At 54.3% G+C, this 24,108-nt stretch carries 22 protein-coding genes and 2 tRNA genes; 15 read left to right on the forward strand and 9 right to left on the reverse strand.

Going from position 1 to position 24,108, the window contains the following annotated elements:
* The 4 genes from C5F52_RS04545 to C5F52_RS04560 all read left to right on the forward strand — a co-directional run.
* Positions 1–317 (forward strand): ATP-binding protein (locus tag C5F52_RS04545; RefSeq protein WP_161499645.1); only part of this gene is annotated, 317 nt, incomplete at its 5' end.
* Between the two features lie 72 nt (positions 318–389).
* Positions 390–1,106 (forward strand): TRAP transporter substrate-binding protein DctP, encoded by a 717-nt coding sequence (dctP, locus tag C5F52_RS04550; protein WP_369951937.1) that lies wholly within the window; start codon positions 390–392, stop codon positions 1,104–1,106.
* An 85-nt stretch (positions 1,107–1,191) separates the two neighbouring features.
* Positions 1,192–1,770 (forward strand): TRAP transporter small permease, encoded by a 579-nt coding sequence (locus C5F52_RS04555; protein ID WP_236657732.1) that lies wholly within the window; start codon positions 1,192–1,194, stop codon positions 1,768–1,770.
* A 3-nt stretch (positions 1,771–1,773) separates the two neighbouring features.
* Entirely contained in the window at positions 1,774–3,180 is a 1,407-nt protein-coding gene (locus C5F52_RS04560; protein ID WP_104797179.1) for a TRAP transporter large permease, read from the forward strand.
* Positions 3,181–3,635: 455 nt separating this feature from the next.
* Here C5F52_RS04560 and C5F52_RS04565 read toward each other — a convergent pair whose 3' ends face one another.
* From C5F52_RS04565 to C5F52_RS04575, 3 genes are read right to left on the reverse strand one after another with little or no spacing between them, the layout of a single operon-like run.
* Positions 3,636–4,037, reverse strand: coding sequence for a hypothetical protein (locus C5F52_RS04565; protein WP_104797180.1), 402 nt, complete (start codon positions 4,035–4,037; stop codon positions 3,636–3,638).
* Complete coding sequence (locus C5F52_RS04570) at positions 4,034–4,330, reverse strand: DUF1330 domain-containing protein (RefSeq protein WP_104797181.1); 297 nt, start codon at positions 4,328–4,330, stop codon at positions 4,034–4,036. The genes C5F52_RS04565 and C5F52_RS04570 overlap by 4 nt, the downstream gene beginning before the upstream one ends.
* Before the next feature lie 11 nt (positions 4,331–4,341).
* Entirely contained in the window at positions 4,342–4,593 is a 252-nt protein-coding gene (locus tag C5F52_RS04575; RefSeq protein ID WP_104797795.1) for a DUF3297 family protein, read from the reverse strand.
* An 80-nt stretch (positions 4,594–4,673) separates the two neighbouring features.
* Here C5F52_RS04575 and C5F52_RS04580 point away from each other — a divergent pair, with 80 nt between their 5' ends.
* Positions 4,674–5,129 (forward strand): hypothetical protein, encoded by a 456-nt coding sequence (locus C5F52_RS04580; RefSeq protein WP_146100029.1) that lies wholly within the window; start codon positions 4,674–4,676, stop codon positions 5,127–5,129.
* Positions 5,130–5,262: 133 nt separating this feature from the next.
* On the opposite strand, the gene C5F52_RS04585 is transcribed toward C5F52_RS04580, so the two are convergent.
* On the reverse strand, positions 5,263–5,832 hold the full coding sequence (locus C5F52_RS04585) for a twin-arginine translocation signal domain-containing protein (protein WP_236657772.1): 570 nt from the start codon (positions 5,830–5,832) through the stop codon (positions 5,263–5,265).
* A 166-nt stretch (positions 5,833–5,998) separates the two neighbouring features.
* Between C5F52_RS04585 and C5F52_RS04590 the strand changes: the two genes are divergently transcribed.
* On the forward strand, positions 5,999–7,927 hold the full coding sequence (locus C5F52_RS04590; protein WP_104797184.1) for a radical SAM protein: 1,929 nt from the start codon (positions 5,999–6,001) through the stop codon (positions 7,925–7,927).
* Between the two features lie 74 nt (positions 7,928–8,001).
* Positions 8,002–8,077: transfer RNA gene (locus C5F52_RS04595), tRNA-Gly, on the forward strand.
* 49 nt (positions 8,078–8,126) lie between these two features.
* On the opposite strand, the gene C5F52_RS30005 is transcribed toward C5F52_RS04595, so the two are convergent.
* A complete protein-coding gene (locus tag C5F52_RS30005; protein WP_201746964.1) occupies positions 8,127–8,489 on the reverse strand; it encodes a hypothetical protein in 363 nt (120 codons plus the stop codon).
* Between the two features lie 153 nt (positions 8,490–8,642).
* Here C5F52_RS30005 and C5F52_RS04605 point away from each other — a divergent pair.
* Positions 8,643–8,732: transfer RNA gene (locus C5F52_RS04605), tRNA-Leu, on the forward strand.
* 29 nt (positions 8,733–8,761) lie between these two features.
* On the forward strand, positions 8,762–9,391 hold the full coding sequence (locus tag C5F52_RS04610; RefSeq protein ID WP_104797185.1) for a DUF6806 family protein: 630 nt from the start codon (positions 8,762–8,764) through the stop codon (positions 9,389–9,391).
* A 58-nt stretch (positions 9,392–9,449) separates the two neighbouring features.
* Here C5F52_RS04610 and C5F52_RS04615 read toward each other — a convergent pair whose 3' ends face one another.
* A complete protein-coding gene (locus tag C5F52_RS04615) occupies positions 9,450–11,000 on the reverse strand; it encodes a fumarate hydratase (RefSeq protein WP_104797186.1) in 1,551 nt (516 codons plus the stop codon).
* Positions 11,001–11,083: 83 nt separating this feature from the next.
* On the reverse strand, positions 11,084–11,395 hold the full coding sequence (locus C5F52_RS04620; protein ID WP_104797187.1) for a c-type cytochrome: 312 nt from the start codon (positions 11,393–11,395) through the stop codon (positions 11,084–11,086).
* 170 nt (positions 11,396–11,565) lie between these two features.
* Here C5F52_RS04620 and ilvD point away from each other — a divergent pair, with 170 nt between their 5' ends.
* From ilvD to C5F52_RS04650, 6 genes are all read left to right on the forward strand, one after another.
* Positions 11,566–13,422: a dihydroxy-acid dehydratase gene (gene ilvD, locus C5F52_RS04625; RefSeq protein ID WP_104797188.1), complete on the forward strand. Its 1,857-nt coding sequence runs from the start codon at positions 11,566–11,568 to the stop codon at positions 13,420–13,422.
* An 18-nt stretch (positions 13,423–13,440) separates the two neighbouring features.
* A complete protein-coding gene (gene lgt / locus C5F52_RS04630; RefSeq protein WP_104797189.1) occupies positions 13,441–14,256 on the forward strand; it encodes a prolipoprotein diacylglyceryl transferase in 816 nt (271 codons plus the stop codon).
* Positions 14,257–14,377: 121 nt separating this feature from the next.
* Positions 14,378–15,046 (forward strand): GntR family transcriptional regulator, encoded by a 669-nt coding sequence (locus tag C5F52_RS04635; protein WP_104797190.1) that lies wholly within the window; start codon positions 14,378–14,380, stop codon positions 15,044–15,046.
* Between the two features lie 19 nt (positions 15,047–15,065).
* Complete coding sequence (locus tag C5F52_RS04640; RefSeq protein ID WP_104797191.1) at positions 15,066–16,502, forward strand: malonyl-CoA decarboxylase; 1,437 nt, start codon at positions 15,066–15,068, stop codon at positions 16,500–16,502.
* A gap of 31 nt (positions 16,503–16,533) precedes the next feature.
* Entirely contained in the window at positions 16,534–17,526 is a 993-nt protein-coding gene (locus tag C5F52_RS04645) for a tripartite tricarboxylate transporter substrate binding protein (protein WP_104797192.1), read from the forward strand.
* A 13-nt stretch (positions 17,527–17,539) separates the two neighbouring features.
* Positions 17,540–19,075 carry a malonyl-CoA synthase gene (locus C5F52_RS04650; RefSeq protein ID WP_104797193.1) on the forward strand — a complete coding sequence of 512 codons (1,536 nt, stop codon included), beginning with the start codon at positions 17,540–17,542 and terminating at the stop codon, positions 19,073–19,075.
* Between the two features lie 141 nt (positions 19,076–19,216).
* Here the strand turns inward: C5F52_RS04650 and cphA (C5F52_RS04655) are convergent, their stop codons facing one another.
* Both cphA (C5F52_RS04655) and cphA (C5F52_RS04660) read right to left on the reverse strand, forming a co-directional pair.
* On the reverse strand, positions 19,217–21,799 hold the full coding sequence (gene cphA / locus C5F52_RS04655; RefSeq protein ID WP_104797194.1) for a cyanophycin synthetase: 2,583 nt from the start codon (positions 21,797–21,799) through the stop codon (positions 19,217–19,219).
* Positions 21,799–24,012 carry a cyanophycin synthetase gene (cphA, locus tag C5F52_RS04660; protein ID WP_104797195.1) on the reverse strand — a complete coding sequence of 738 codons (2,214 nt, stop codon included), beginning with the start codon at positions 24,010–24,012 and terminating at the stop codon, positions 21,799–21,801. Before cphA (C5F52_RS04660) ends, cphA (C5F52_RS04655) begins: the two co-directional genes overlap by 1 nt.
* Positions 24,013–24,108: the final 96 nt, after the last annotated feature.

The following is a 24,108-nucleotide window of genomic DNA, read 5'->3' on the forward strand; positions in this document are numbered from 1 at the left end:
CCAACCGTTTAGGGATGGTTGATTTGGTGATCTTGGATGAGCTGGGGTATTTGCCGTTCAGCCAAGCTGGTGGGGCGTTGCTATTTCATTTGCTGAGTCGTTTGTACGAGCGCACCAGCGTGATCATCACGACGAACTTGAGCTTCTCGGAGTGGTCAGCGGTATTTGGTGACCCGAAGATGACGACAGCACTGTTGGACCGGTTAACGCATCACTGCCACATCGTTGAGACGGGAAACGAAAGCTACCGGTTCAGGAACAGTTCGACTCAAAGCAACAAGGAGGGAAAACAGAGAAAATCAAAACAGGAGCTCTAAAAAGCTTAAATCGGGTGGGTCAATATTCGATGCAAATCCTGGGTCAGATTTGGATGCAATTCAACAGACATCATCGTTACCGGAGCTGGTTTTGCGGCAAAGAGCTATGCCCCAATCGGCGTAACCTACTATCCCTATACCTTCCGGGATGTGGATCATTTGCTTAAATTTTTTAAGAGCGATGTCTACAAGGACCTGAATAAGGGTTATGCCGAGAAAACCGGCCACCAGATACTCGGCTCCATGTATTACGGCACGCGCCATACGACGGCCAACAAACTGATTACAAAGTGCGCCGACCTGAAGGGCTTGAAAATGCGTGTGCCCGATACCCCAGTTTACTTGGCCATGCCACGTGCCTGCGGTGCCAATGCGACGCCAATTCCCTTTGCAGAGGTATACCTTGCATTGCAAAACGGGACGGTAGAGGCGCAAGAGAACCCTCTTACCACCATCGAAGCAAAGAAGTTTTATGAAGTTCAGAAAAACATCATCCTCACTGGGCATATCGTTGAACACCTGAACATCGTGGTGGCAGGAAAGCTTTGGAAACAGCTGACCGATGCCGAGAAAAAGATCATGACCGACATCGCACAGGAGGCGTCGGAAAAAGCATCGGTCGACCTCGTGGCCCGCGAAAAACAAATGGTTGATTTCTTCAAGAAAAAAGGCTTGTCTGTGACTGACACAGATCGCAATGATTTCCGCGAGTCGGTACTCAAGAGTGTCAAATTTGAAGACTTCGGCTATCGCAAGGCCGACTGGGATCTCATCCAAAACATCAAATAAACGCGCCACTGTTGAGAACAAGTAGCCAGGGATCGGGTCAACCGTCCCTGACTCGCGCCCGCATTCTTTTATGAAGGTTTCCTGTATGGAACAAACACTCCCTCACGCCGCAGCCAGTGTCGAAGAGCTAGCCCACAGCTTTGATGAGGCCGACCACCATACCGCGGATTTGTCCGACTATCGTTTTGACGACTGGATTACGCTGGGTGTGTTCTGGATGATGGTGGTACTCGTCTTTCTCCAGTTCTTTACCCGTTACGCGCTCAACGACTCTCTGGCTTGGACCGAGGAGTTGGCCACCAACTGTCTGATTGCCCTTGTCTTTATCGGTGCGGCCACGTGTATCCGCAAGGACCGACATATCCAAGTTGATCTGCTGTATCGGTATCTACCGGTTTCAGTTTCTCGCGGATTGGCCACGTTGGTGGATCTGATTCGACTCGTGTTTCTTGCGTACCTGACTTATCTCGTATGGAAGTACATCGAGCTGGTCGGTGATGAACAAATGACCACCCTGAGATGGCCTAAAAACATCATCTATTGGCTGACCTTATTCGGTTTTTCAATGATGGTGATCCGCGCAGGGCAGATCACCTGGAGAAACGCAAAACTTGGTTTTTCAGCACTTGAGAAGCCCCAAGCTTACGACGGTTCAGAGGCATAACTCATGACAATACTTATTGGTTCTTTTCTTGGCTTGATGTTGATTGGGTTGCCAGTTGCCATGGCCATGGCGATCGCATCGCTCTTGTACATTTTGATCACCGGGTCTGTGCCGGATGTCATCGTGGCCCAGCGAATGATCGCAGGCGTTGAAAGCTTTCCACTTTTGGCTGTGCCGTTTTTCATACTTGCCGGTAATCTGATGAATATCGCCGGCATTACCGGACGCATTTACAAATTTGCAGTGGCCCTGGTTGGATGGATGAAGGGCGGTCTCGGGCAGGTCAATATTGTCGGATCAGTGATCTTCTCGGGCATGTCTGGCACCGCCATCGCAGATGCAGCTGGGCTTGGCACGATTGAAATCAAAGCGATGAAAGATCACGGGTACAGTCCAGAATTTGCAGTCGGCGTGACGGCTGCATCAGCCACGCTCGGTCCGATTTTCCCGCCATCGCTGCCTTTCGTGATTTACGGCATGATGGCCAACGTCTCAATCGGCGCGCTCTTTCTCGCTGGCGTGTTGCCGGGCGTGGTGATGATGCTATTTATGATGGCGACCGTGGCTTTTATTGCGCGCCGCAACAACTGGGGCGGCGACGTTCTGTTCTCATGGAAAGATTTGGGCAGCGCTGGGGTTGAAATTCTGGTCGTATTACTTTTCCCATTGTCGATTTGGCTTATGACATTGGTCGGTGTGTCGGTCAACTTTGCTGTGGGTGGCGCCATGGCCGCACTGCTGTTCGCTGACTGGTATTTCAAATTCTCTGCAGTGATGGCGCTGATGGCCCCAGTCATTCTGATCGGCGGCATGACCATGGGCTGGTTCACCCCCACTGAGGCTGCGATGGCGGCGGTTGTTTGGGCGCTGTTTCTAGGTCTGGTGCGCTATCGGTCGATGACCCTTAGCAGCTTGGCAAAGGCAACCTTCGACACGGTTGAAACCACTGCTAGTGTGTTGTTCATCGTGACCGCCGCATCAATATTTGCTTGGTTACTCACGACCAGCCAAGCAGCGCAAATACTGGCCGACTGGATCCTAAGCTTTACCCAAACCAAGTGGGTGTTTTTGATCTTGGCGAACCTGCTGATTCTGGTTGTCGGATGCTTCATTGATACGACTGCGGCCATCACGATCTTGGTCCCAATTTTGTTGCCGATCGTTTTGAAGTTAGGCATTGATCCAATTCATTTTGGTTTGATCATGGTGCTGAACCTGATGATCGGATTGCTTCATCCTCCGCTCGGCATGGTGCTGTTCGTGTTGGCACGAATCTCCAAGCTTTCGGTCGAGAGAACCACGGTGGCGATCATGCCGTGGTTGATCCCCTTGTTTCTGTCGTTGATCGCAATTACCTACATACCTGAAATTTCATTGTGGTTGCCGCAAATGATGCAAACTGCGAAGTAGCATTCAGTAGCATTACCCTAAATCAAACGTAAAAAATCGTTGCCAGCATGCTTAATATGACAGTGATTTGTCAATTCATCAAGCAGCGCGGTCGTCATCTGCGGGTCACACTTAATCACGCTACGTGAATCACTATTGGATGTAATGCAACATGTGGCCGCTGAGAAGAAGTTGTTTGATTGAGCAGAATTCATACTCACCCCAGATGCCGATTGCCGCAGTCTCTGGTCAAAGCTCGTTTAAAAGTTTGGAATGAAGGCTAAGTATCAATTACACGTTTTATTACACGGCTCAGGAATTAATTGATAACGCATTGATTTATATGGGTAAATTTAGACGTATATACGTTGCAAATCCGTTTAGCCCAGTTCGACTCTGGGTCGCGCCTCCAAACAAAAAGCCGTTACTGCTTGCAGTAACGGCTTTTTTCTTGTTTAGCTAACTTGACGGAATACCTATTCAACGTCTCGGTTGAGGTAAGTATTCAAGCGGTAAAGGGCCGCAGCGAGCAGGTTAAAGAACAAGATAGACAGTGCAAAGTTGCGGTACCACTTGGTTTCATTGTTTGCTTTTTCTTGCGTTAACAAATCCATTGCATGATCCGTACGCGCATGGATGTCCGAACCTTGGTTGCAGATTTGATGCGTTGCATCGTATGGATGTGCTTTGCCATCGGCATTCTTTTCGCAATTGCTCAGCAGCTTGTCTGTGCTGAGGTGCAGTGCCTGCTCTTTGTTCAGCGTTTCAGTGAGGTTGGCTAAGTTTGCTTCGTAGCGCCAGTTGGCAATCCAATAGGCTGGCAGTAAGCTGCAAACAAAAAAGGTAAGGCCAATTTTTTGAATTCGTGTCAGCTTCATAGGTCGTAACCATCGACCAAAGCCAGTGCTCCTGTGGAGTTGTTCAGGCGGTGTTGCAGGATGGCTTGGTAGGCTTCGCTGTTGTACCAAGCTTCAGCAATTTCACGGCTCGGAAACTCCACCACCACGTTGCGTTCGCCTTGGGCTTGCCCTTCCAATTGAGTGGCATGGCCACCACGGACCAAATATTTGCCGCCAAATGCCGCAATGGTGTGCGGTACTTGTGCGGAATACACCCCATAAGCTTGCGGGTTGGTGACCGTGATTTGGCCGATCAAATATGCCTTACTCATACTTGGTGTTCTTACTTGTAGAAGGCTTCGACTTTGCCTTTGATTTTGATCAGCAGAGGTTTGCCTTTGCGGTCGAGCGTTTTGTTGGCGGGGACTTTGACCCAACCTTCAGACAGGCAATACTCTTCAACATCAAAGCGTTCTTTGTCGTTGAAACGGATGCCAATTTCATATTCAAACACCGCAGGCGCATAATGCGGGCTACGTGGGTCGATAGACAAATGATCGGGAAGGGCGGGGCGTTGTGTTGTTGCTTCAGTCATGTGTTGATTTTCCATGATTTAAGTGCTTGTTGACATAGATACGCTTTGTCATAGGTTTGCAAATAAAATTGAGCCACGTTATGCCTAAATATTTACTCATACTTTGCGCGATTGCTTGGTCTCCATTGGGTTGGGCAGGTTGGGTGTTCTTCACCAACAACAGCCATGGATCTAACGATTACTACTACGCACCGATAGAAGACAAAGGCAAGGTCAAGGTGTTGCGCACGTTCACGCAAATGCCGGTGGACGCCAAAGTGCCGTTCCACACGCCTAAAGCCGTGGTGAAGGTGACGTTGTACAACTATTCATCTGAGCAATCGACTTATGAGATCAACTGCCAAGAGCAATCGATTCAGTTGATGGAGCGCATCTTTTACCGCGACATGGTGGGTAAGGTGCCGTTCATCACGCATCAGACGAAAGATGCGTTTATTCAAGGTAGCAATTCAGAATTTGCCAAGCAGTTTATTAAGACGCCACTGCACTTTGACGACATTCGGCACTACCGCATGCACGAGGTCGCTTGTAAATAAAAAGGGGACCGCTCTCGGCGGTGAATTGGAGTCCACACGCGCCCTAAAACTTCGGGCTGGTGGCGAGAGCGGTCATAAACCTAAGCAACCTTGAGCCCTTTATATCGGCCCAAGGTGCCAAGGCTTTAGCGGTTTAGCCAATCAAATCGACACGACCGTCCAAGCTCATCACGCCGGTGATGACGCTCAGCTTGGGATGGCGCTTTTGCACTTGACGACGGAATTCGTTCAAGGCTTCAGCGTGTGATTCGGTTTCAATTTCTTTGTTGGCCACTTTGTCTTCGCCAAATGCCAGCTTGGCAGCGCCGCAATCGCGGTGGGTGATGCCGACCACGCGCTTGATGTGGTGCAAAGACACGGTGATGTCCAAGTTGTCCCAGTAGGCTTTGTGCCAAGCGGAGAACTTGGGGTGCACCGCGCCGATGGGGCCGCCAGCGATGACAAACTGGCTGTAGTTGTCACTCAGCTTTTCACGACCAATGCCTTGCAGCAGGCCCATGTATTGCCAGCTTAGGGTGGTGAAGCGTGGGTCAATGCAGTTGACCAACATGGCTTCGTAGTTGCCGCTGGCAGCTTGGGTTTGAAAGGGTGTCATGCCTATCAAACCGCCTGCCACTGTGGCAGCGCTGGCGGCCAAGAAGCCTCGGCGCGAGTGATTGCCGGCCAATTGAAGGGGTCCGCAGCAGGCGCAAGTAGGGGTCATGTGGCTCACAGTGGTGTCCTTGTTGTGTTTAAAAAAGAAAGTTAGCTTTTTGGTTTCGGCATCAAGCCGAAGATATTTAGCGATTTTGGTGATTTTTACAGAATCTGCTTTGATTTGACCCCCTGACTCTCCCCATCTAAGGGGGCGTCGATAATGATTGTTCACCATGTCTGAATCTTCTCCCTCCTCCTCATCTTTTCGTGTTCTGAGCCTCATCCCCCCGATGACGCAACTCAACACGCCTTATCCCTCGACGGCGTATTTGACGGGCTTTTTGCGTTCTCAAGGCGTGGATGCCGTGCAAGAAGATTTGGCTTTAGCTTTGGTGCTGGCCTTGTTCACGCCCGAGGGGTTAGCCCAGGTGCGTGGCTGCGCGCTTGCCAAACCCGAGGCCAAACGCACCGCTTGTGTGAACTACTTTTTGGACTATTTCGAGCGTTACCAATCTACCGTTGCTCCCACGATTGCGTTTTTGCAGGGGCGCGACTCGACCTTGAGCCATCGCATCGCAGGTCGGGGCTTCTTGCCTGAAGGCCCGCGCTTTGCCGCACTGGATGCTTATGACGACGAGGGCAGTGGTGACCCCCTGGCTTGGGCCTTCGGTGCTTTAGGTCAGCAAGACCGTGCACGCCATCTGGCCACTTTGTACTTGAACGATTTGGCGGATGTGCTGCGAGATGCCGTCGACAGCCGTTTTGAATTTGTGCGCTATGCCGAACAGCTGGCAGGTAGCCAAGCCACGTTTGAGCCATTGGCACAAGCCTTAGCGGCGGCACCTACCTTGGTCGATGACACGCTAGAAGCGCTGACCTTAGAGGTGATTGCCAAACACCAGCCGCAGTTGGTGTTGTTGTCTGTGCCGTTTCCAGGTGCGGTGTATGCCGCGTTTCGCATGGCGCAGACCATCAAAACGCATCATCCGCAGATCCGCATTAGTTTGGGCGGAGGCTTTGTGAACACCGAGTTGCGTGAGCTCACCGAACCCCGCGTGTTTGACTATGTGGATTTCATCAGCCTAGACGCAGGTGAGAGACCTTTGTTGGCTTTGCTAGAGCATTTGCAAGGCAAACGCAGTGTGCAGCGCTTGGTGCGTACCTTTGTGCGCAACGATGCAGGCGCGGTGCAACTGATGAACTGGGCCGAGCCCGATGTGCCGTTTGAAGACGTGGGCACACCTACATGGGATGGTTTGCCGCTAGACCGCTATTTGTCGTTGCTCGACATGCTCAACCCCATGCACCGTTTGTGGAGTGATGGCCGTTGGAACAAGTTGACGGTGGCGCATGGCTGCTATTGGAAGAAATGCAGTTTTTGCGATGTGAGCTTGGACTACATATCTCGTTACGAAACCGCCTCAGCCATTACGCTGGTTGACCGCATTGAACAAATCGTGGCTGAGACAGGGCAGACGGGCTTTCACTTTGTTGATGAGGCTGCACCTCCTAAAGCATTGAAAGCCTTGGCTGAAGAACTGTTGCGTCGCAAGGTGCACATTTCTTGGTGGGGCAATATTCGGTTTGAGAAAACCTTCACGCCCGAGTTGGCCGAGCTGCTCACTGAGAGCGGTTGCATTGCCATGTCGGGGGGCTTAGAGGTTGCCTCAGACAGGCTCTTGAGCTTGATGAAAAAAGGCGTGTCAGTCGAGCAAGTGGCGCAAGTCACCAAAGGTTTTTCAGAGGCTGGTATTTTGGTTCACGCCTACCTGATGTATGGCTTTCCAACTCAGACCTTGCAAGACACGGTCGATGCATTGGAGTACGTGCGCCAGTTATTTGAGAACGGTTGCATTCAAAGCGGTTTCTTCCATCGCTTTGCCTGCACGGTGCATTCACCTGTAGGCAAGAACCCCGCTGACTATGGCGTGCAAGTAGTCCCTTTACCTGAGGTGAGCTTTGCCAAAAACGACATTGCTTTCATCGACCCGACAGGGACCGATCATGACACCTTGGGTCGCGGTTTGAAGAAGGCCATTTACAACTACATGCATGGCGTGGGATTGGAGGAGGACGTGCGGCAATGGTTTGAATTACCCAAAGGCCAGTGCCCCAAAAGCACGGTGCCTCGCCACAAGATTGCTAAGGCGCTTGGTTATTGAAAAATTCTTCGTGCCTCGCTCGAAAACCTGTGAATTTGCGATTAGAATAACGGCTTCGGAATTAATCACTCCATGCGGGAATAGCTCAGTTGGTAGAGCGCAACCTTGCCAAGGTTGAGGTCGCGAGTTCGAGCCTCGTTTCCCGCTCCATATTTAAAAGCCCTCAGATGAAAATTTGAGGGCTTTTTCTATTCTGGCTTTACTTCTTAGGTAACGTGCCGCCACTCTTCACGCATTCATCTACAGTTTTGAATTCTGTGAATTTTTTGGTGCGTTCGTAGCTGGGGCTCTTTGGGTCGTGGCAAATGCCTGAGTCAGATTTTTTCACGACGGGTTCTGCTGCAGCGGTTTGACCTGCAGCAGGGCGACCACCGCTTTTGACGCATTCGTCCATCGATGCGAAGCCTGTGAATTTCTTGGTGTTACCGAAAGAGGGGCTGGTTTTGTCGTGGCAAATGCCTGCATCCGACTTCTTAACCACAGGGTCTGCGGCGTGAGCCATGTTCAGTCCCAAGCCAAGCAGGACAGCCAGCAAGAAATGGTGTGCAGTGCGTTGTGTCATGAGCGGTTTCCTTAATAGGTCTTGTACTTTGATGTTTTAAGCGACGCTTAAAAATTTACATCGTCAATATAGACGAAAAAATATCAGAAATCAGTCATGACTTGCCCGAGTCTCAGAGGCCGCTGGCGTAAAATCTGTCTACACAACGACACTGCCCGAGTGGTGAAATTGGTAGACACAAGAGACTTAAAATCTCTCGCTTCCGTAAGGGGCGTGCCGGTTCGATTCCGGCCTCGGGCACCACTGAATAAGCACAAGGAAGGAGTTTCGTCATGGCACGCTACAACGCCGCGTATGAAATCCATGTGCATGGGCTGGTTCCTCTACAAGCCGAAGTCGGCTTAGAACAATTGCAAGACGCTTTGCGCCCTTTGTGGCAATACGCAGGCGCCTCATCCCTCGAAGACGGTGCGACCAGCTCATACCCTGAAGAGCCAGGCATTCGTTTTAACCCCGAAGAACGCACATTGCAAATGTGCTGGACTGTGTCCGGTGACGATGACTTCCGTCAAAGCGTGGATGAGATGTGCATGAACTTGAACGAGCTCACAGCGGCTGGTGCACCGATCGAAGTCACGTTTTACGACAACGACTTTGACGAAGAAGACGAAACCCGCGGACAAGACTCACGCGATGACTTTGTGATGCTGTTTGTAGGTCCCACTCCCGCCGACATCATGCAAGCGCAACGCGACATGTTGGTCAATGACGTGATTCACCTGATGGAGCGCCACTTCGATGGCGCTGAGTTGGGCGGTGTGGTCAACGAAATCGACAAGCTGTTCTCAGAGCGTTTCGACAACCTCGTGAACTCCCTAGATTTGGGCCGTCCACCGCGAGGCCCCAATGGCGGCCACGGTGGTGGCGGTCATGGTGGGCGCAAGCCTCGCCACTTGCACTGATGCTCCAGACATAAAAAAACCGCGCTCAGCGCGGTTTTTTTCATTAGGGCAATGAAACTCAGTTGGACTTGATACCAATGCCTTTGAACTCACCCGTGGCAATGCGCTTTTCCCACTCGGCTGGGCCGGTGATATGTGCGCTGGTACCGCCTGAGTCCACAGCCACCGTCACGGGCATGTCGACCACGTCGAATTCGTAAATGGCTTCCATGCCGAGGTCGGCAAAGCCCACCACTTTGGCGTGCTTGATGGCTTTAGACACGAGGTAAGCCGCGCCGCCTACCGCCATGAGGTAAGCCGACTTGTGCTTCTTGATCGCTTCAATGGCTGTTGGGCCGCGTTCAGCTTTGCCCACCATCGAGATCAAGCCAGTTTGCGACAGCATCATCTCGGTGAACTTGTCCATGCGTGTGGCGGTGGTGGGGCCTGCAGGGCCCACCACTTCGTCGCCCACTGGGTCAACGGGGCCCACGTAGTAAATCACGCGGTTGGTAAAGTCCACTGGCAACTTCTCGCCTTTGGCCAGCATGTCTTGAATGCGCTTGTGTGCGGCATCGCGGCCAGTGAGCATCTTCCCGTTGAGCAAAATGGTTTGGCCTGGCTTCCAGCTCGCCACTTCTTCTTTGGTGAGGGTATTGAGGTCCACACGTTTGCTTTTTTCTGTGTCGGGTGTCCAGTTGACGTTGGGCCACAGATCCAGCGAAGGGGCTTCCAAATACACAGGGCCAGAGCCGTCCATCACAAAGTGGGCGTGGCGTGTGGCAGCGCAGTTGGGGATCATCGCAATCGGCTTGCTGGCCGCGTGCGTGGGGTACATCTTGATCTTCACATCAAGCACGGTGGTCAAGCCGCCCAAGCCTTGTGCGCCAATGCCCAACGCGTTGACCTTGTGGTACAGCTCCAAACGCAGTTCTTCGACTTGAGTGAGCTTCTCGCCCTTGCTGGATTTCTCCAGCAACTGGTACATATCGAGGTCGTCCATCAAGCTTTCTTTGGCCATCAGCACGGCTTTTTCAGCGGTGCCGCCAATGCCGATGCCGAGCATGCCAGGAGGGCACCAGCCTGCGCCCATGGTGGGTACAGTTTTAAGCACCCAGTCCACCACGTTGTCGCTTGGGTTGAGCATATACATCTTGGATTTGTTTTCGCTGCCGCCGCCTTTAGCCGCCACGGTCACGTCCACCTTATCGCCCGCCACGATTTGCGTGAAGATCACTGCAGGGGTGTTGTCTTTGGTGTTTTTGCGGGCGAACTGTGGGTCATCGACCACAGATGCACGCAGCATGTTGTCTGGGTGGTTGTAGCCACGGCGCACGCCTTCGTTGATGGCGTCTTCTAAGCTGCCAGTGAAGCCTTCCCAGCGCACATCCATACCGATTTTCAAGAACACGTTCACGATGCCGGTGTCTTGGCAAATTGGTCGGTGGCCCAAGGCGCTCATCTTGCTGTTGGTTAAGATCTGCGCGATGGCGTCTTTGGCTGCAGGGCTCTGCTCGCGTTCGTAGGCGCTGGCCAAGTGCGAAATGAAGTCAGCAGGGTGGTAGTAGCTGATGTATTGCAGAGCGGCAGCGACCGATTCAATCAGGTCGTTTTGGCGGATCGTGGTCATGGATGAAGTCCTGAAAAAGGCCAGAGGTAAAAACAGCGACTGAGTTTACTCAAAGCCGCTGTCGGAATGCTTTCAGCGTGGGCTTACTTGATGGTCAGCACCCAAGCGGCCAGTTTTTTGGCGTCGGCATCGTTCACTTGGGTGTTGGCTGGCATGGGCACGGGGCCCCATGCACCAGCGCCACCTTTTTGAATTTTGATGGCGAGTTTGTCAGCCGCTGTTTTGTCGTTGGCGTATTTGGCTGCCACGTCTTTGAACGCTGGGCCCACCAGTTTTTTGTCTGTGGCGTGGCAGGCCATGCAGTTTTTAGAGGTGGCCAAGGCCAAGTCTGCCCACGCGGGCGTACACAACGCAATGGCGGCAAATGTTGCGAGTTTTAAGAGTAACTTGTGCATGGCAATACCTCGTCAAAGTTGGTGAAGTGCCTGACCAGTTTAGCGTGCGTGTTGGCTGTACTTATTTTTATGCATATGCCCCGCGGTATGCACTTGTGAGACATGTGGCTGTTTGGCTGTGGGCCATAATCTGCAGACTTTTTAGCTGTTTTACTGACCGGAGCCCACACATGCCTGCTTATCGTTCCAAGACATCCACCGCTGGCCGCAACATGGCGGGTGCCCGCTCTTTGTGGCGCGCCACAGGCATGAAGGATGACGATTTCCAAAAGCCCATCATCGCCATTGCCAACTCGTTCACGCAGTTTGTGCCAGGCCATGTGCATTTGAAAGACTTGGGTCAACTGGTCGCACGCGAAATTGAAGCAGCAGGCGGTGTGGCCAAAGAGTTCAACACCATCGCTGTAGACGACGGCATTGCCATGGGCCACGACGGTATGTTGTATTCGTTGCCCAGCCGAGACATCATTGCGGATTCTGTGGAATACATGGTCAACGCGCATTGCGCAGACGCCATTGTGTGTATCTCCAACTGTGACAAGATCACCCCCGGAATGTTGATGGCTGCCATGCGTCTGAACATCCCCGTCATCTTTGTATCGGGCGGCCCGATGGAAGCGGGCAAGGTGCGTTTGGCCAATCCGCAAACGCAAGTCATGGAATTTAAAAAGCTCGACTTGATCGATGCGATGGTGATGGCGGCAGACGACAAAGTGTCGGACGCTGACTTGGCCGAAGTTGAACGCTCCGCTTGCCCGACCTGCGGTTCATGCTCTGGCATGTTCACCGCCAACTCCATGAACTGCTTGGCTGAAGCTTTGGGCTTGGCCTTGCCTGGTAACGGCACTGTGGTTGCCACGCACGCGGACCGCGAGCAATTGTTCAAGCAAGCTGGTCGCACGATCGTGGAGCTGTGCAAACGCTATTACGAGCAAGAAGACGCCTCTGTGTTGCCACGTTCTATGGGCTTCAAAGCGTTTGAAAACGCGATTGCGCTGGACATCGCCATGGGCGGCTCGACCAACACCATCCTGCACATTTTGGCGATTGCCCAAGAAGCGGAAATTGAATTCACCATGGCCGACATCGACCGCATGTCGAAAATCGTGCCTCAGTTGTGCAAGGTCGCACCCAACACCAACAAGTACCACATTGAAGACGTGCACCGCGCAGGCGGCATCATGGGCATCTTGGGCGAGCTGGATCGCGCAGGCAAGCTGCACACCGATGTGGGCACCGTACTGGGCAAGACCATGAAGGAGGTGCTCGACGAATGGGACATTGCACGCAACCCAAGTGACGCTGTGAAAAAGTTTTACATGGCTGGTCCCGCTGGTATCCCCACACAAGTGGCCTTCAGCCAAAACACCCGCTGGCCTAGTTTGGATACCGATCGCGTCGAGGGGTGCATTCGCGCCGTCGATCACGCCTTCAGCCAACAAGGTGGCTTGGCGGTGTTGACCGGCAACATCGCGTTGGATGGTTGTGTGGTCAAGACCGCAGGCGTGGACGACAGCTTGCTGGTGTTTGAAGGCCCCGCCCACGTGGTCGAGTCACAAGACGAAGCCGTGGAACACATCTTGAACGATCAGGTCAAAGCCGGTGACATCGTCGTGGTGCGCTACGAAGGCCCCAAGGGTGGTCCTGGCATGCAAGAAATGCTGTACCCCACCAGCTACATCAAGTCCAAAGGTTTGGGCAAGGCCTGCGCTTTGTTGACCGATGGTCGCTTCTCGGGTGGCACCTCTGGCTTGTCGATTGGCCACTGCTCGCCCGAAGCAGCAGCAGGTGGCACGATTGGCCTGGTCAAGAACGGCGACCGCATTCGCATTGACATTCCTAACCGCAGCATCAACGTGTTGGTGAGCGATGACGAGTTGGCCAAGCGCCGCGTTGAGCAAGACAAACTGGGCTGGAAGCCTGTGTTGCCACGTCCACGCAAAATTTCGGCTGCGCTCAAAGCCTATGCCTTGTTGGCCACTTCGGCGGACAAAGGTGCGGTGCGCGATTTGTCGCTGCTCGACTAAGTCACAGGGCAAACACGCATGCTGATTCACCCGCAAATTGACCCCGTCGCCATCGCGCTGGGGCCCATCGCCATTCATTGGTACGGCCTGACTTACTTGGCTGCGTTTGCATTGTTTGTGGGCTTGGGTCACTTACGATTGAAGCACGAACCCTATGCCGCACAAGTGGTGTTGGGTTCGTGGTCGAAGCAAGACGTCGAAGACATTTTGTTTTACGGTGTCATGGGTGTGGTCTTGGGCGGGCGCATTGGTTACTGCGTGTTTTACAACCCCAGCTACTACGTTGAGCATCCCCTTGAAGTGTTTGCTGTGTGGCAAGGCGGCATGAGTTTTCATGGCGGCATGTTGGGGGTGTTTGTGGCGACAGCGGTGTTTGCATGGCAGCGTCACCGCCCATGGCTGTGGGTGACCGATTTCATTGCGCCTTGTGTTCCAACTGGCTTGGCAGCAGGTCGTGTGGGTAACTTCATCAATGGCGAGTTGTGGGGCAGGGCGGCTGACCCAACGCTAGCTTGGGCTATGGTGTTTCCGCAAAGTGGTAGCCTGATTCCTCGCCATCCTTCGCAGATTTACCAATTCTTGGGCGAAGGCATTGTGTTGTTCATTGTGTTGTGGCTTTATGCGCGCAAGCCACGCGCCATTGGCGCAGTGTCTGGTGTGTTCATGATTGGCTATGGCAGCTTGCGCTTCATGGCTGAATACTTCCGTGAGCCCGATGCGCATCTGGGCTTGTTGGCCTTGGGCATGAGCATGGGCCAGTGGCTGTGCGTGCCCATGGTGTTGGTGGGCCTGGCCTTGTGGCTGCGCGCTGCTCGCCATCCAATACCTGCTTAATTTTTTGTATTAAGGGTTAGCCCCTTGAGGGAAAGTCCCTGCGCATCAGGGCTTATTTGTTTGGTTTTGGCTCTCATAATTACACGTAATTACAAAGCCATCGAAAGACACCCTTACCTTTATGCGCGCGCTTCCCAGCTCTTTGCACGACGATGTGGCTACACAGCTGCGCAACTACATCTTTGATGGTCAGTTGCGGCCTGGCAGCTTCATCGACGAAGTGACCTTGTGCGAGCTGTGGTCCATCTCTCGCACGCCGCTTCGCGAAGCACTCAAGGTGCTCACGGCCGAAGGCTTGGTGCGACACGAACCCCGCCGCGGTTGCTTTGTGAATGAAGTCACAGAGCAAGACTTGGATGACATCTTTCCCGTCATCGCCATGCTCGAAGGCCGTTGCGCATTCGATGCCACACAACGCGCCACGCCCGCTGATGTGCAAGCGCTAGAGGTTTGGCACCAACGCCTCAAACAGCACGCTGAGGCAGGGCGTATCAACGATTACTACGAAGCCAACTTCGCCATTCACGAAGCCATCATTCAATTGGCCAACAACAAATGGCTGGCGCAAACCATTGCTGATTTGCGCAAAATTTTGAAGCTCGCACGCTTGCAGCAGTTGCATGCGCCCGGGCGTTTGAAGCAAAGTTTGAAAGAACACTTGGCGGTTTTCGATGCACTCAAAGCGGGGAATGCCGCAGGGGCTGATGCAGCCATGCGTGATCATTTGCTGAAGCAACGTGAGGCCTTGCGTGAGCTGGCCTCGACCCAACGCAGTGTGTTGACGGCTTAAACCGAGAAAGAGGAATTGGATGAACGCGACAACTTGGCTCAGCAGCAAACTCAATTTGCTACGTAACTCGGCGCCTGCTGCTGCCGAAGCCTCCAAGCCAGAAGACCGCTCTACGCGCGAACGTTTGGATGCCACCTTGCGCCAAAAGAAAGAGGCCTTGTCCCCTCGCACTTTGCGTCGCACCCTCACGCTCTTACAAGCTGTGGTTGACCCACGTGTCAGCGAAGTCGAGGGCGGTCGCCGCGCCAAAGCCTTGGCCGATTGGTATGCCAAAGCCGAGCCCGCGGAGCGACAAGATTTGTGGCTGCTCATCAGCGAACAGTTCGGTCCTGATGCCGTCAAGGTGCGCGCCGCGCGCGATGACTACGACGCTGCTCTGGGCACCGTGGATGAAGGGCCTGCTGAAATTCGCCTGCGCCGTGCCTTGGTGTCACCGCGTACACGCTTGCTGCAACGCTTTGCGGCTTCTGCGGGCGGCATGCGTTTCTTGGTGGATTTGCGCGCTGAGTTGTTGCCTCACCTCAAAGGCAATAAGCGTTTGCAAGCTTTGGACGCCGAGCTGGAAAACCTGTTCTCAACTTGGTTTGATGTGGCATTCCTTGAGTTGCGCAGCATCAGCTGGGACTCGCCTGCTTCCTTGATTGAAAAGCTCATCAAGTACGAAGCTGTGCACGACATTCGCAGCTGGGCCGATTTGAAAAATCGCCTAGACAGTGACCGCCGCTGTTACGGTTTCTTTCACCCTAGCTTGCCCAATGAGCCTCTGATTTTTGTGGAAGTCGCATTGTTGAACGAGATGGCTAACAACATCATGCCGCTGCTGGATGAATCAGCTGCGCCAGAGGATTTGCAAAAATCGACGGTGGCGATTTTTTATTCCATCAGCAACACACAAGGTGGTTTGAAAGGCGTGAGCTTTGGCGATTCACTCATCAAGCGTGTGGTGGAAACACTCAAAGAAGAATTTCCTAAGCTCAAAACGTTTGCCACCTTGTCGCCCATTCCAGGCTTGCGTCCTTGGTTGTCAAAAAATGCTGCAGAGTTACTAGGCCAACTCAATGAGAAAGAGCTGTCTGCTTTGGGGCGTGAAATCAGTTTTGAGCCTCCCACCGCCAGCCATGTGTTGGCCGCGATTGAACAACCCCAAGTCTTAGAAGCCTTGTCTGTCAAATCGCCATTGCGGCAGTTCCTCACACGTGCAGGTACGCATTATTTGGGTCAGGCCAAACAAGGCGAGCAAGTGCTTGACCCTGTGGCGCGTTTCCATTTGGGCAATGGCGCTCGCATTGAGCGCATCAATTGGTTTGCTGACCCATCGACCAAAGGCATCAAACAATCGCACGGCTTGATGGTCAACTACCTCTATGACCTCAAGCGTTTAGACAAACACCGCCAACTGCTGGAAAAAGGCATTGCCCCAGCCTCAGGCGATGTAGAAGACATGTATTTCAAGTGAGCTAGTTCAATAAAACCATCAGGAGACACGTATGAAAAATTTCAAAACAACATCCAACCGTCGACAGTGGCTAGCGCTGACTGCTGCTGCATGTGCTGCATTCAGCTTTGGTGCGCAAGCACAGAGCACATGGCCCACCAAACCCGTGACGCTGGTTGTCCCATTTCCAGCAGGCGGTGGTACAGACACATTCGCACGTCCTTTCTCTGCACAGTTTTCCAAGCAAAGCGGCAAGACATTGGTCATTGACAACCGTGGTGGTGCGGGTGGCAACTTAGGCGCAGGCGTTGCAGCCAAAGCTGCGCCCGATGGCTACACCTTTTTCATGGGCGCGGTGCATCACTCAATCGCACCCGCGATGTATCCCAAGCTCGACTACGATTTAGAGCGTGACTTTGTGCCTCTCGCTATGGTGGCCAGCGTGCCACACGTGCTGGTGGTCAACCCCAAGAATGTGCCGGGTGACTTCAAAGCCTTCATGCAAATGGTGCGCAACAACCCAGGCAAGTTCAACTACGGTTCGGCAGGCGGCGGCACCTCGCACCATTTGGCGGGTGAGTTGTTCAAGCTGCAAAGCAAAACTTTCATCACGCACATTCCTTACCGTGGTGCAGGCCCAGCTTTGCAAGACCTGATTGCGGGCAACGTGGACATGATGTTCGACGGTTTGGGATCTTCGGCTCAGCACATCAAAGGCGGTCGCATCAAAGCCTTGATGGTGTCTGGCAACAAACGCAACCCCTCGTTCCCCGATGTGCCCTGCGCAGCTGAACTGGGCATGCCCGACTACAACGTGACCACTTGGTATGGCCTATGGGCGCCCAAAGGTACACCGGCCGATGTGCAAGCCCGCATCATCGAAGAAGTGCGCAAAGCCGCAGTTTCAGACGACATCAAAACCAGCTGGGCGAACAGTGGTGCCGAGTTTCCAAACGTGACGGGCACTCAGTTTGGTAGCTTTGTCACAGGCGAAATTAAAAAATGGGCTGCTGTGGTGAAAGCCTCTGGCGCCAAACTCGATTAACTGAAGACAGACGATGAATCACAACCTGTATGCGGCTTTGCGTGCCGCGTTTCCAAAAGACTTGAAAGTAACTGCTATCGAAACAGACGATGGCTTGCACTACAGCTGGTCTGATCTTGAGCGTGCCAGCGCGATGATGGCCAATCTGCTTGACTCGCTTCACATTCCCAAAGGCTCACGCGTGGCGGTGCAAGTGGAGAAATCGGTCGAAGCCGTCATGCTGTACCTTGCCACCTTGCGTGCAGGCTATGTGTTTTTGCCTTTGAACACGGCGTACCAAAGTGCTGAGATTGAATATTTCATTGGCAACGCCGAACCCGCCGTGGTGGTGTGCAGCAGCAAGAACTTTGGCTGGGTCAGCAAAATTGCCTTCAAGGCGGGCACGCAAAACGTGTTCACCTTGGACGACAACCGCACAGGCAGCTTGTTAGAGCGCGCTGCGCATTGCCCAGACCAACACCAAGTGGTGCAAAACAAAGCCGATGACTTGGCTGCCATTTTGTACACCAGTGGCACGACAGGTCGCAGCAAAGGCGCCATGCTCTCGCACGGCAACATGCTGAGCAACGCACAAACCTTGAAAAGCTACTGGGGCTGGAAGCCCGGTGATGTGCTGATTCACGCCTTGCCCATCTTCCATGTGCACGGTTTGTTTGTGGCCATCCACGGTGCTTTGCTCAACGGCAGCAAGATGATTTGGATGTCCAAGTTCGATCCCAAACTCGTCATCGCCAAAATGCCCGAAGCCACCGTGTTCATGGGCGTGCCCACGCTTTACGTACGCATGTTGGCTGAGCCAAGCCTCACCAAAGCGCAAGCATCGAAGATGCGTTTGTTTGTCGCAGGTTCTGCGCCATTGCTATTGGAGACTTTCAACGAGTGGAAAGACCGTGTAGGCCAGCCGATTCTTGAGCGCTACGGCATGAGCGAAACCGTCATGCTCACCTCCAACCCTTATGCCGCTGATGCGCGCTACCCCGGCCAAACAGAACGCCGTGGCGGTACCGTAGGCTTTCCGCTTCCCGGCGTGTCCTTGCGTGTGCAAGACGACCAAGGCCATGCCTTACCCGTGGGTGAAATTGGCGGCATTCAAGTCAAAGGCCCCAACGTGTTTGGTGGCTACTGGCGCATGCCCGAGAAAACCAAAGAAGAGTTCACCGCCGACGGTTATTTCAAAACCGGTGATGTGGGCAAAGTAGATGAGCGTGGCTACGTGGTGATCGTGGGGCGCAGCAAAGACCTCATCATCAGCGGCGGCTACAACGTCTATCCCGCAGAGATTGAGGGCTACATCAACGACATGCCCGGCGTGGCTGAAAGCGCGTTGATTGGCGTGCCGCATCCTGACTTTGGTGAAGTGGGGGTCGCGGTGGTCATTGCCAAGCCCGGCGCCAAGGTGGATGCAGACGCGGTGGTTGCCGCACTCAAGTCACAACTGGCGAACTTCAAAATTCCCAAGAAGTGTTTTGTGGTGGCAGAGCTGCCACGCAACACCATGGGTAAAGTGCAAAAGAATTTGCTGCGCGATCAGTACAAAGGCTTGTTTTAATTTGCCTACCCACACTCGGATGCTGATGGGGCTGTGAGGCAGCCGCCGCACAGCCCTGTCAGCATCAGCGATAGAAAAACAGAAGCACAAACAAAAAAGCCACTCCCAAAAAGAGTGGCTTTTTAATTGAAGCAGAAAAACTTAGCCAGCCAAAGCCGCCGAGTTCACCCGTTGCGTGATGTGTGCCAAAGCCTCATCCACTTGGTCAATCAAGATCAAGCACAAATCGCCTTTTTGCAAGCGCTCCATCGCACGGTCAATCGCCAAAAACTCACCGTGAATTTCGTCGATATGTGTCGTGCGCTTCGCGCCGTCCAAACCTTGACGCAAGAGCTTCAACACCTCGCCGTCCACACGGCCGCGTTGGCATGCGTCTTGGTACAACACCACATCGTCAAACGCTTCACCAATCAGGCGCGTCTGCTCACGGATGTCTTCGTCACGACGGTCACCCGCACCGCTGATCACCACGCTGCGGCGTTGCGCGGGCAGGTTGGTCACGGCTTGCACAAGTGCCTTGATGGCATCTGGGTTGTGGCCGTAATCGGCAATCACGGTGGCGCCTTTGTAGTCGAACACGTTGAAGCGTCCGGGCACCGCATTGCTGTCGCTTACAAATGTGGCCAAGCCTTTGCAGATGGTTTGCCAAGGCACGCCTACTGCCCATGCCGCGCCGATGGAGGCCATCGCGTTTTCAATTTGGAAGCTGATCGCGCCACCGCGTGTGACAGGAATTTCCGACAAAGGAATGCGCACCGAGTGGCTGCCTTGCATGGCCACGATTTGGTCGTCTTCCACAAACAACACGCGCTTGCCTTGCGCACGGTGCGTGGCAATGACGGGGTGGTGTGAATCCAAACCAAAGAAGGTCACTTGGCCTGGGCACTTGTTGGCCATGGCCGCCACGATGGGGTCGGTGGCGTTGAGCACCGCTGTGCCGGATTCGGCCACGTTTTGCACGATGACGCGCTTCAACACCGCTAAGTCTTCGACGGTGGTGATGTAGTTGAGTCCTAAGTGGTCGCCCATGCCGATGTTGGTCACCACCGCCACTTGGCAGCGGTCAAAGGCCAAGCCTTCGCGCAACATGCCGCCACGTGCGGTTTCGAGCACGGCTGCATCCACATCGGGGTGTGCCAACACGTTGCGACCGCTGCGTGGGCCGCTGCAGTCGCCGCTGTCGGTTTGACGGCCGTTCACATACACACCATCGGTGTTGGTCATGCCCACGCGCAACCCGTTGGCGCGCAGCAGGTGAGAGGTCAAACGCACGGTGGTGGTTTTTCCATTCGTGCCGGTGACAGCAATCACAGGAATACGGCCATCGCCGCCATCGGGGAACATGGTGGCCATCACGGCTTCGCCCACGTCACGGCCTTTGCCGAACGAAGGGCTCAGGTGCATGCGCAAGCCGGGGGCAGCATTGACTTCCACCACGCCACCGCTTTGTTCTTCCAGGGGGCGCAAGACAGATTCGCACACCACGTCCACGCCACAAATGTCGAGACCGACCATTTGTGCGGCCGCAATGGCACGCAAGGCGACTTCTGGGTGAACGTCATCGGTCACGTCGGTGGCGGTACCGCCTGTGGAGAGGTTGGCGTTGTTGCGCAGAATCACACGTGCGCCTTTGGCGGGCACGGAGGTCGCTTCGTAGCCTTGTTCTTTGAGGCGTGCAATCGCGATGTCGTCAAAGCGAATTTTGGTCAGCGAGGTGGCATGGCCTTCACCACGACGCGGGTCCGCGTTGACGATGTCCACCAACTCACGCACGGTGTTTTTGCCGTTACCAATCACCAGCGGAGGTTCGCGTCGGGCGGCGGCCACGAGTTTGTTGCCCACCACCAGCAAGCGGTAATCGCTGCCGGGCAAGAAGCGCTCAACCAGCACCTCTTCTCGGCAAGCGCGTGCAGCCACATAAGCGGCTTTGACGCCTTCTTCGGTGGTCACGTTGACAGAGATGCCTTTGCCTTGGTTGCCGTCGCGTGGCTTGATGACCACGGGCAAGCCGATTTCTTGGGCAGCAGCCCAAGCATCGTCGGGGCTAATCACAGGGCGGCCCAAAGGCACAGGCACACCGGCCGCATGAAGCAACTTCTTGGTGAGTTCTTTGTCTTGTGCGATGGACTCAGCAATCGCGCTGGTGGAGTCAATCTCGGCCGCTTGAATGCGTCGCTGCTTGCTTCCCCAACCCAATTGCACCAAGCTGCCTTCGGTCAAGCGACGGTAGGGAATGCCACGCGCAATGGCCGCGTTGACGATAGAGCCTGTGGATGGGCCCAAGCGAATGTCTTCGTCGAGTTCACGCAGTTGGTGAATGGCGGCGTCGACATCGAAGCTGGTGTTGTTCAGTGCGGCAAGACACAGCTCGTGAGCGAGTTTGATGGCCATGATGCCCACTTGCTCTTCGGTGTATTCCACGGCCACTTGGAACAAACCGTGGTCTGTGGTGGCTGTGGTGCGGCTGAAGGTGACGGGGCAGCCCGCCTCAATTTGTAAATGCAAGGTGGCTGCTTCGAGGGCGTGCGCCATGCTGAGTTTGACCTTGTGGTCGGTGGGTTGCAGGTTGCCGACGCCTGGGAACAAGTTGCGCAAGCGATTTTCGAAATCTGGGTGTTGGCTCAGGTCGATTTCATTCGCATCGCAAGTGGCCATGGCTTCCACGGCAGTGTGACGGGTCCAGAGGTTAGGGCCGCGCAGAGCGCGGATACGAGAGACTTCCATTAGCCATTCATCCTTGCAACGTCTTTGGCAACGTGTTGGTTTTGTTGTCCGAAATTTTTCAAGCCAGCGCGAATCAGCAATGGTGCAATGTCCAGTGCCCAAGCGGCAGCCACAGCGGCCAGCAGTGTCGAAATTTGCAAACCATCTTTGAGCAAGCGTGCAATCAATTCGAGGTCTAGGTGGAACAGCTGTGTTTCTTGGTCGCCGCGTGCCAACGTGACGTGGCCGTCTTTGCAGAACACAGCACGTCCGCCGTTTTGCAAATGGGCCATCAGGGTGGTGTTGTCTTGGGCTTTGGCGTAGTACACCACTTCACCATCGCTCAACTCAGCCAAAGAGGCTACGGCTTCTTCATCGGCATTGAGTACAGCGGCACCTTCGGGTAGCACCAAGTCAACTTGGGTGCGGACCACGGTGCGCATTTGTTCAGGCGTTTGGATGTCGTGTTTTTCAATCAGCTCTGTGTTGGTCTCGGGCATGTTGGTGACCACGCCAATCAAGCAACGGTCGTAGGCCAAGCCTTCGTCCAAGATGTGTGCGGGTGTGGTTTCAAACACGGCGGCATCCAAAGCGCGGTTGATGAGCAAACGCTCCGAGGCTTCAAAGCCACGTGAGTCGGTTTTGCCCAAGTGCTGTTGGTCCATGTACAAACCATCTTTGCAAGCCAAGCCGGTGCGTTTGCCAGACAGGTGTAACAACCAAGCCACGAGTTGCGATAACTCGGTGGTTTGTTGGCTGCCCACAATGCCCACCACGGGGATGCGGCCTGACTCGTTGGAGCCAAACAAATGTTCGACGATTGCTTTGCCCACAGGGCGGGGTTGGCCTACGGCGGGTTTGACGTGCATCAGCAAGCCTGGGCCTGCGTTGACTTCGATGATGGCGCCTTTGGTTTCTTCCAAAGGGCGAGAGATGTCTTGGGTGACGATGTCGATGCCAGCAATGTCCAAACCAATCACACGTGCGGCGAGGGTGGCCACAGCGGCGACTTCGGGGTGGACCAAATCGGTCACATCGTTGTTGAGGTTGCCGTTGCGTTGCACCACCACGATGCGGCCTTTTTCAGGCACGCTGTCGGGCTTCAAGCCTTGGCGTTGGATTTCGAGCAGCGACATTTCGCCGCGTGGGGTGTGCAAGCGAATCAGGTCGAGCGGGAAGCCTTCAGCGATGCCGCGACGTGGGTCGGTGTTGATTTGGCTGTCGATCAACTGTTCCACCGTTGAAGTGCCATCGCCTGTGATGCAAGCGGTTTCGCCACGTGTGGCAGCCACCACGCGGTCACCCACCACCAGCACGCGGTGTTCGTCGCCGCGCACATAGCGCTCGATCAACACTTCGCTGCCTTCTTTTTCAGCAGCCGTCCATGCTGTGCGTACGCCTTCTTCGGTGTTCACGTCGAGCGACACGCCCCAGCCACGGTTACCGTCGAGGGGCTTGACCACCACGGGCAGACCGATGTCTTGGGCGGCTTCCCAAGCTTCATCCGCGGTTTTGACGATCTGGCCTTCTGGCACAGGAATGCCGCACTGTGTGAGCAAGCGTTTGGTCAAGTCTTTGTCGCTGGAGATGCTTTCAGCAATGGCACTGGTGCGGTCGGTCTCGGCCGTCCAAATGCGGCGTTGCTTAGAGCCGTAGCCCAGTTGCACCAAGTTGCCTTCGGTCAGGCGGATGAACGGCGTTTTGCGTTCCACCGCTGCATCGACGATGCACGCGGTGCTGGGGCCTAAACAGCGCAAGTCGGCAATCTTTTTCAAACGGTCCACAGTGGCCGTGATGTCGAAGGGTTTGTTGTTGGCAGCAGCCATCACGAGCTCACGGGCGGCGAGGAAGCTTTCGCGGCCCAGCTCTTCGTGCTCGGTGCGAAACACCACTTTGTAAATGCCGCGTTTGCTGATTTCACGCGCCTTGCCAAATTCAGCGCGGGCACCAGCCAAGAGCTGCAACTCGATGGAGACGTGCTCCATGATGTGGCCCATCCAAGTGCCGCCCACCAAGCGGGTGAGGAAACCGCCGCGATGGCCCACACCGCAGTGGTGCTCGACCAAGCCGGGTAGCCAGCCATTGATGCGGTCGTTGAAGCCGTCAATTTTGTTGGAGGGGTGGTCTTCCATCTCACCCAAGTCGATGAGCGCTTCGATGATCGGGCGGTAAGTCCAAATATTGGGCCCACGCAAGTAGTTCATGCGCAGGATTTGAATGTCTTTGAAGGCCATAAATTAGCGGAGGTTTTGAGCGGAGGTTTGGGTGGCTGAAGCAGGGGGGAGAGCCGAGGTCACTACAGCGACCTCCGAGGCTGCGGCGATACAATC

It is taken from the genome of Limnohabitans sp. TS-CS-82, from assembly GCF_002943475.1.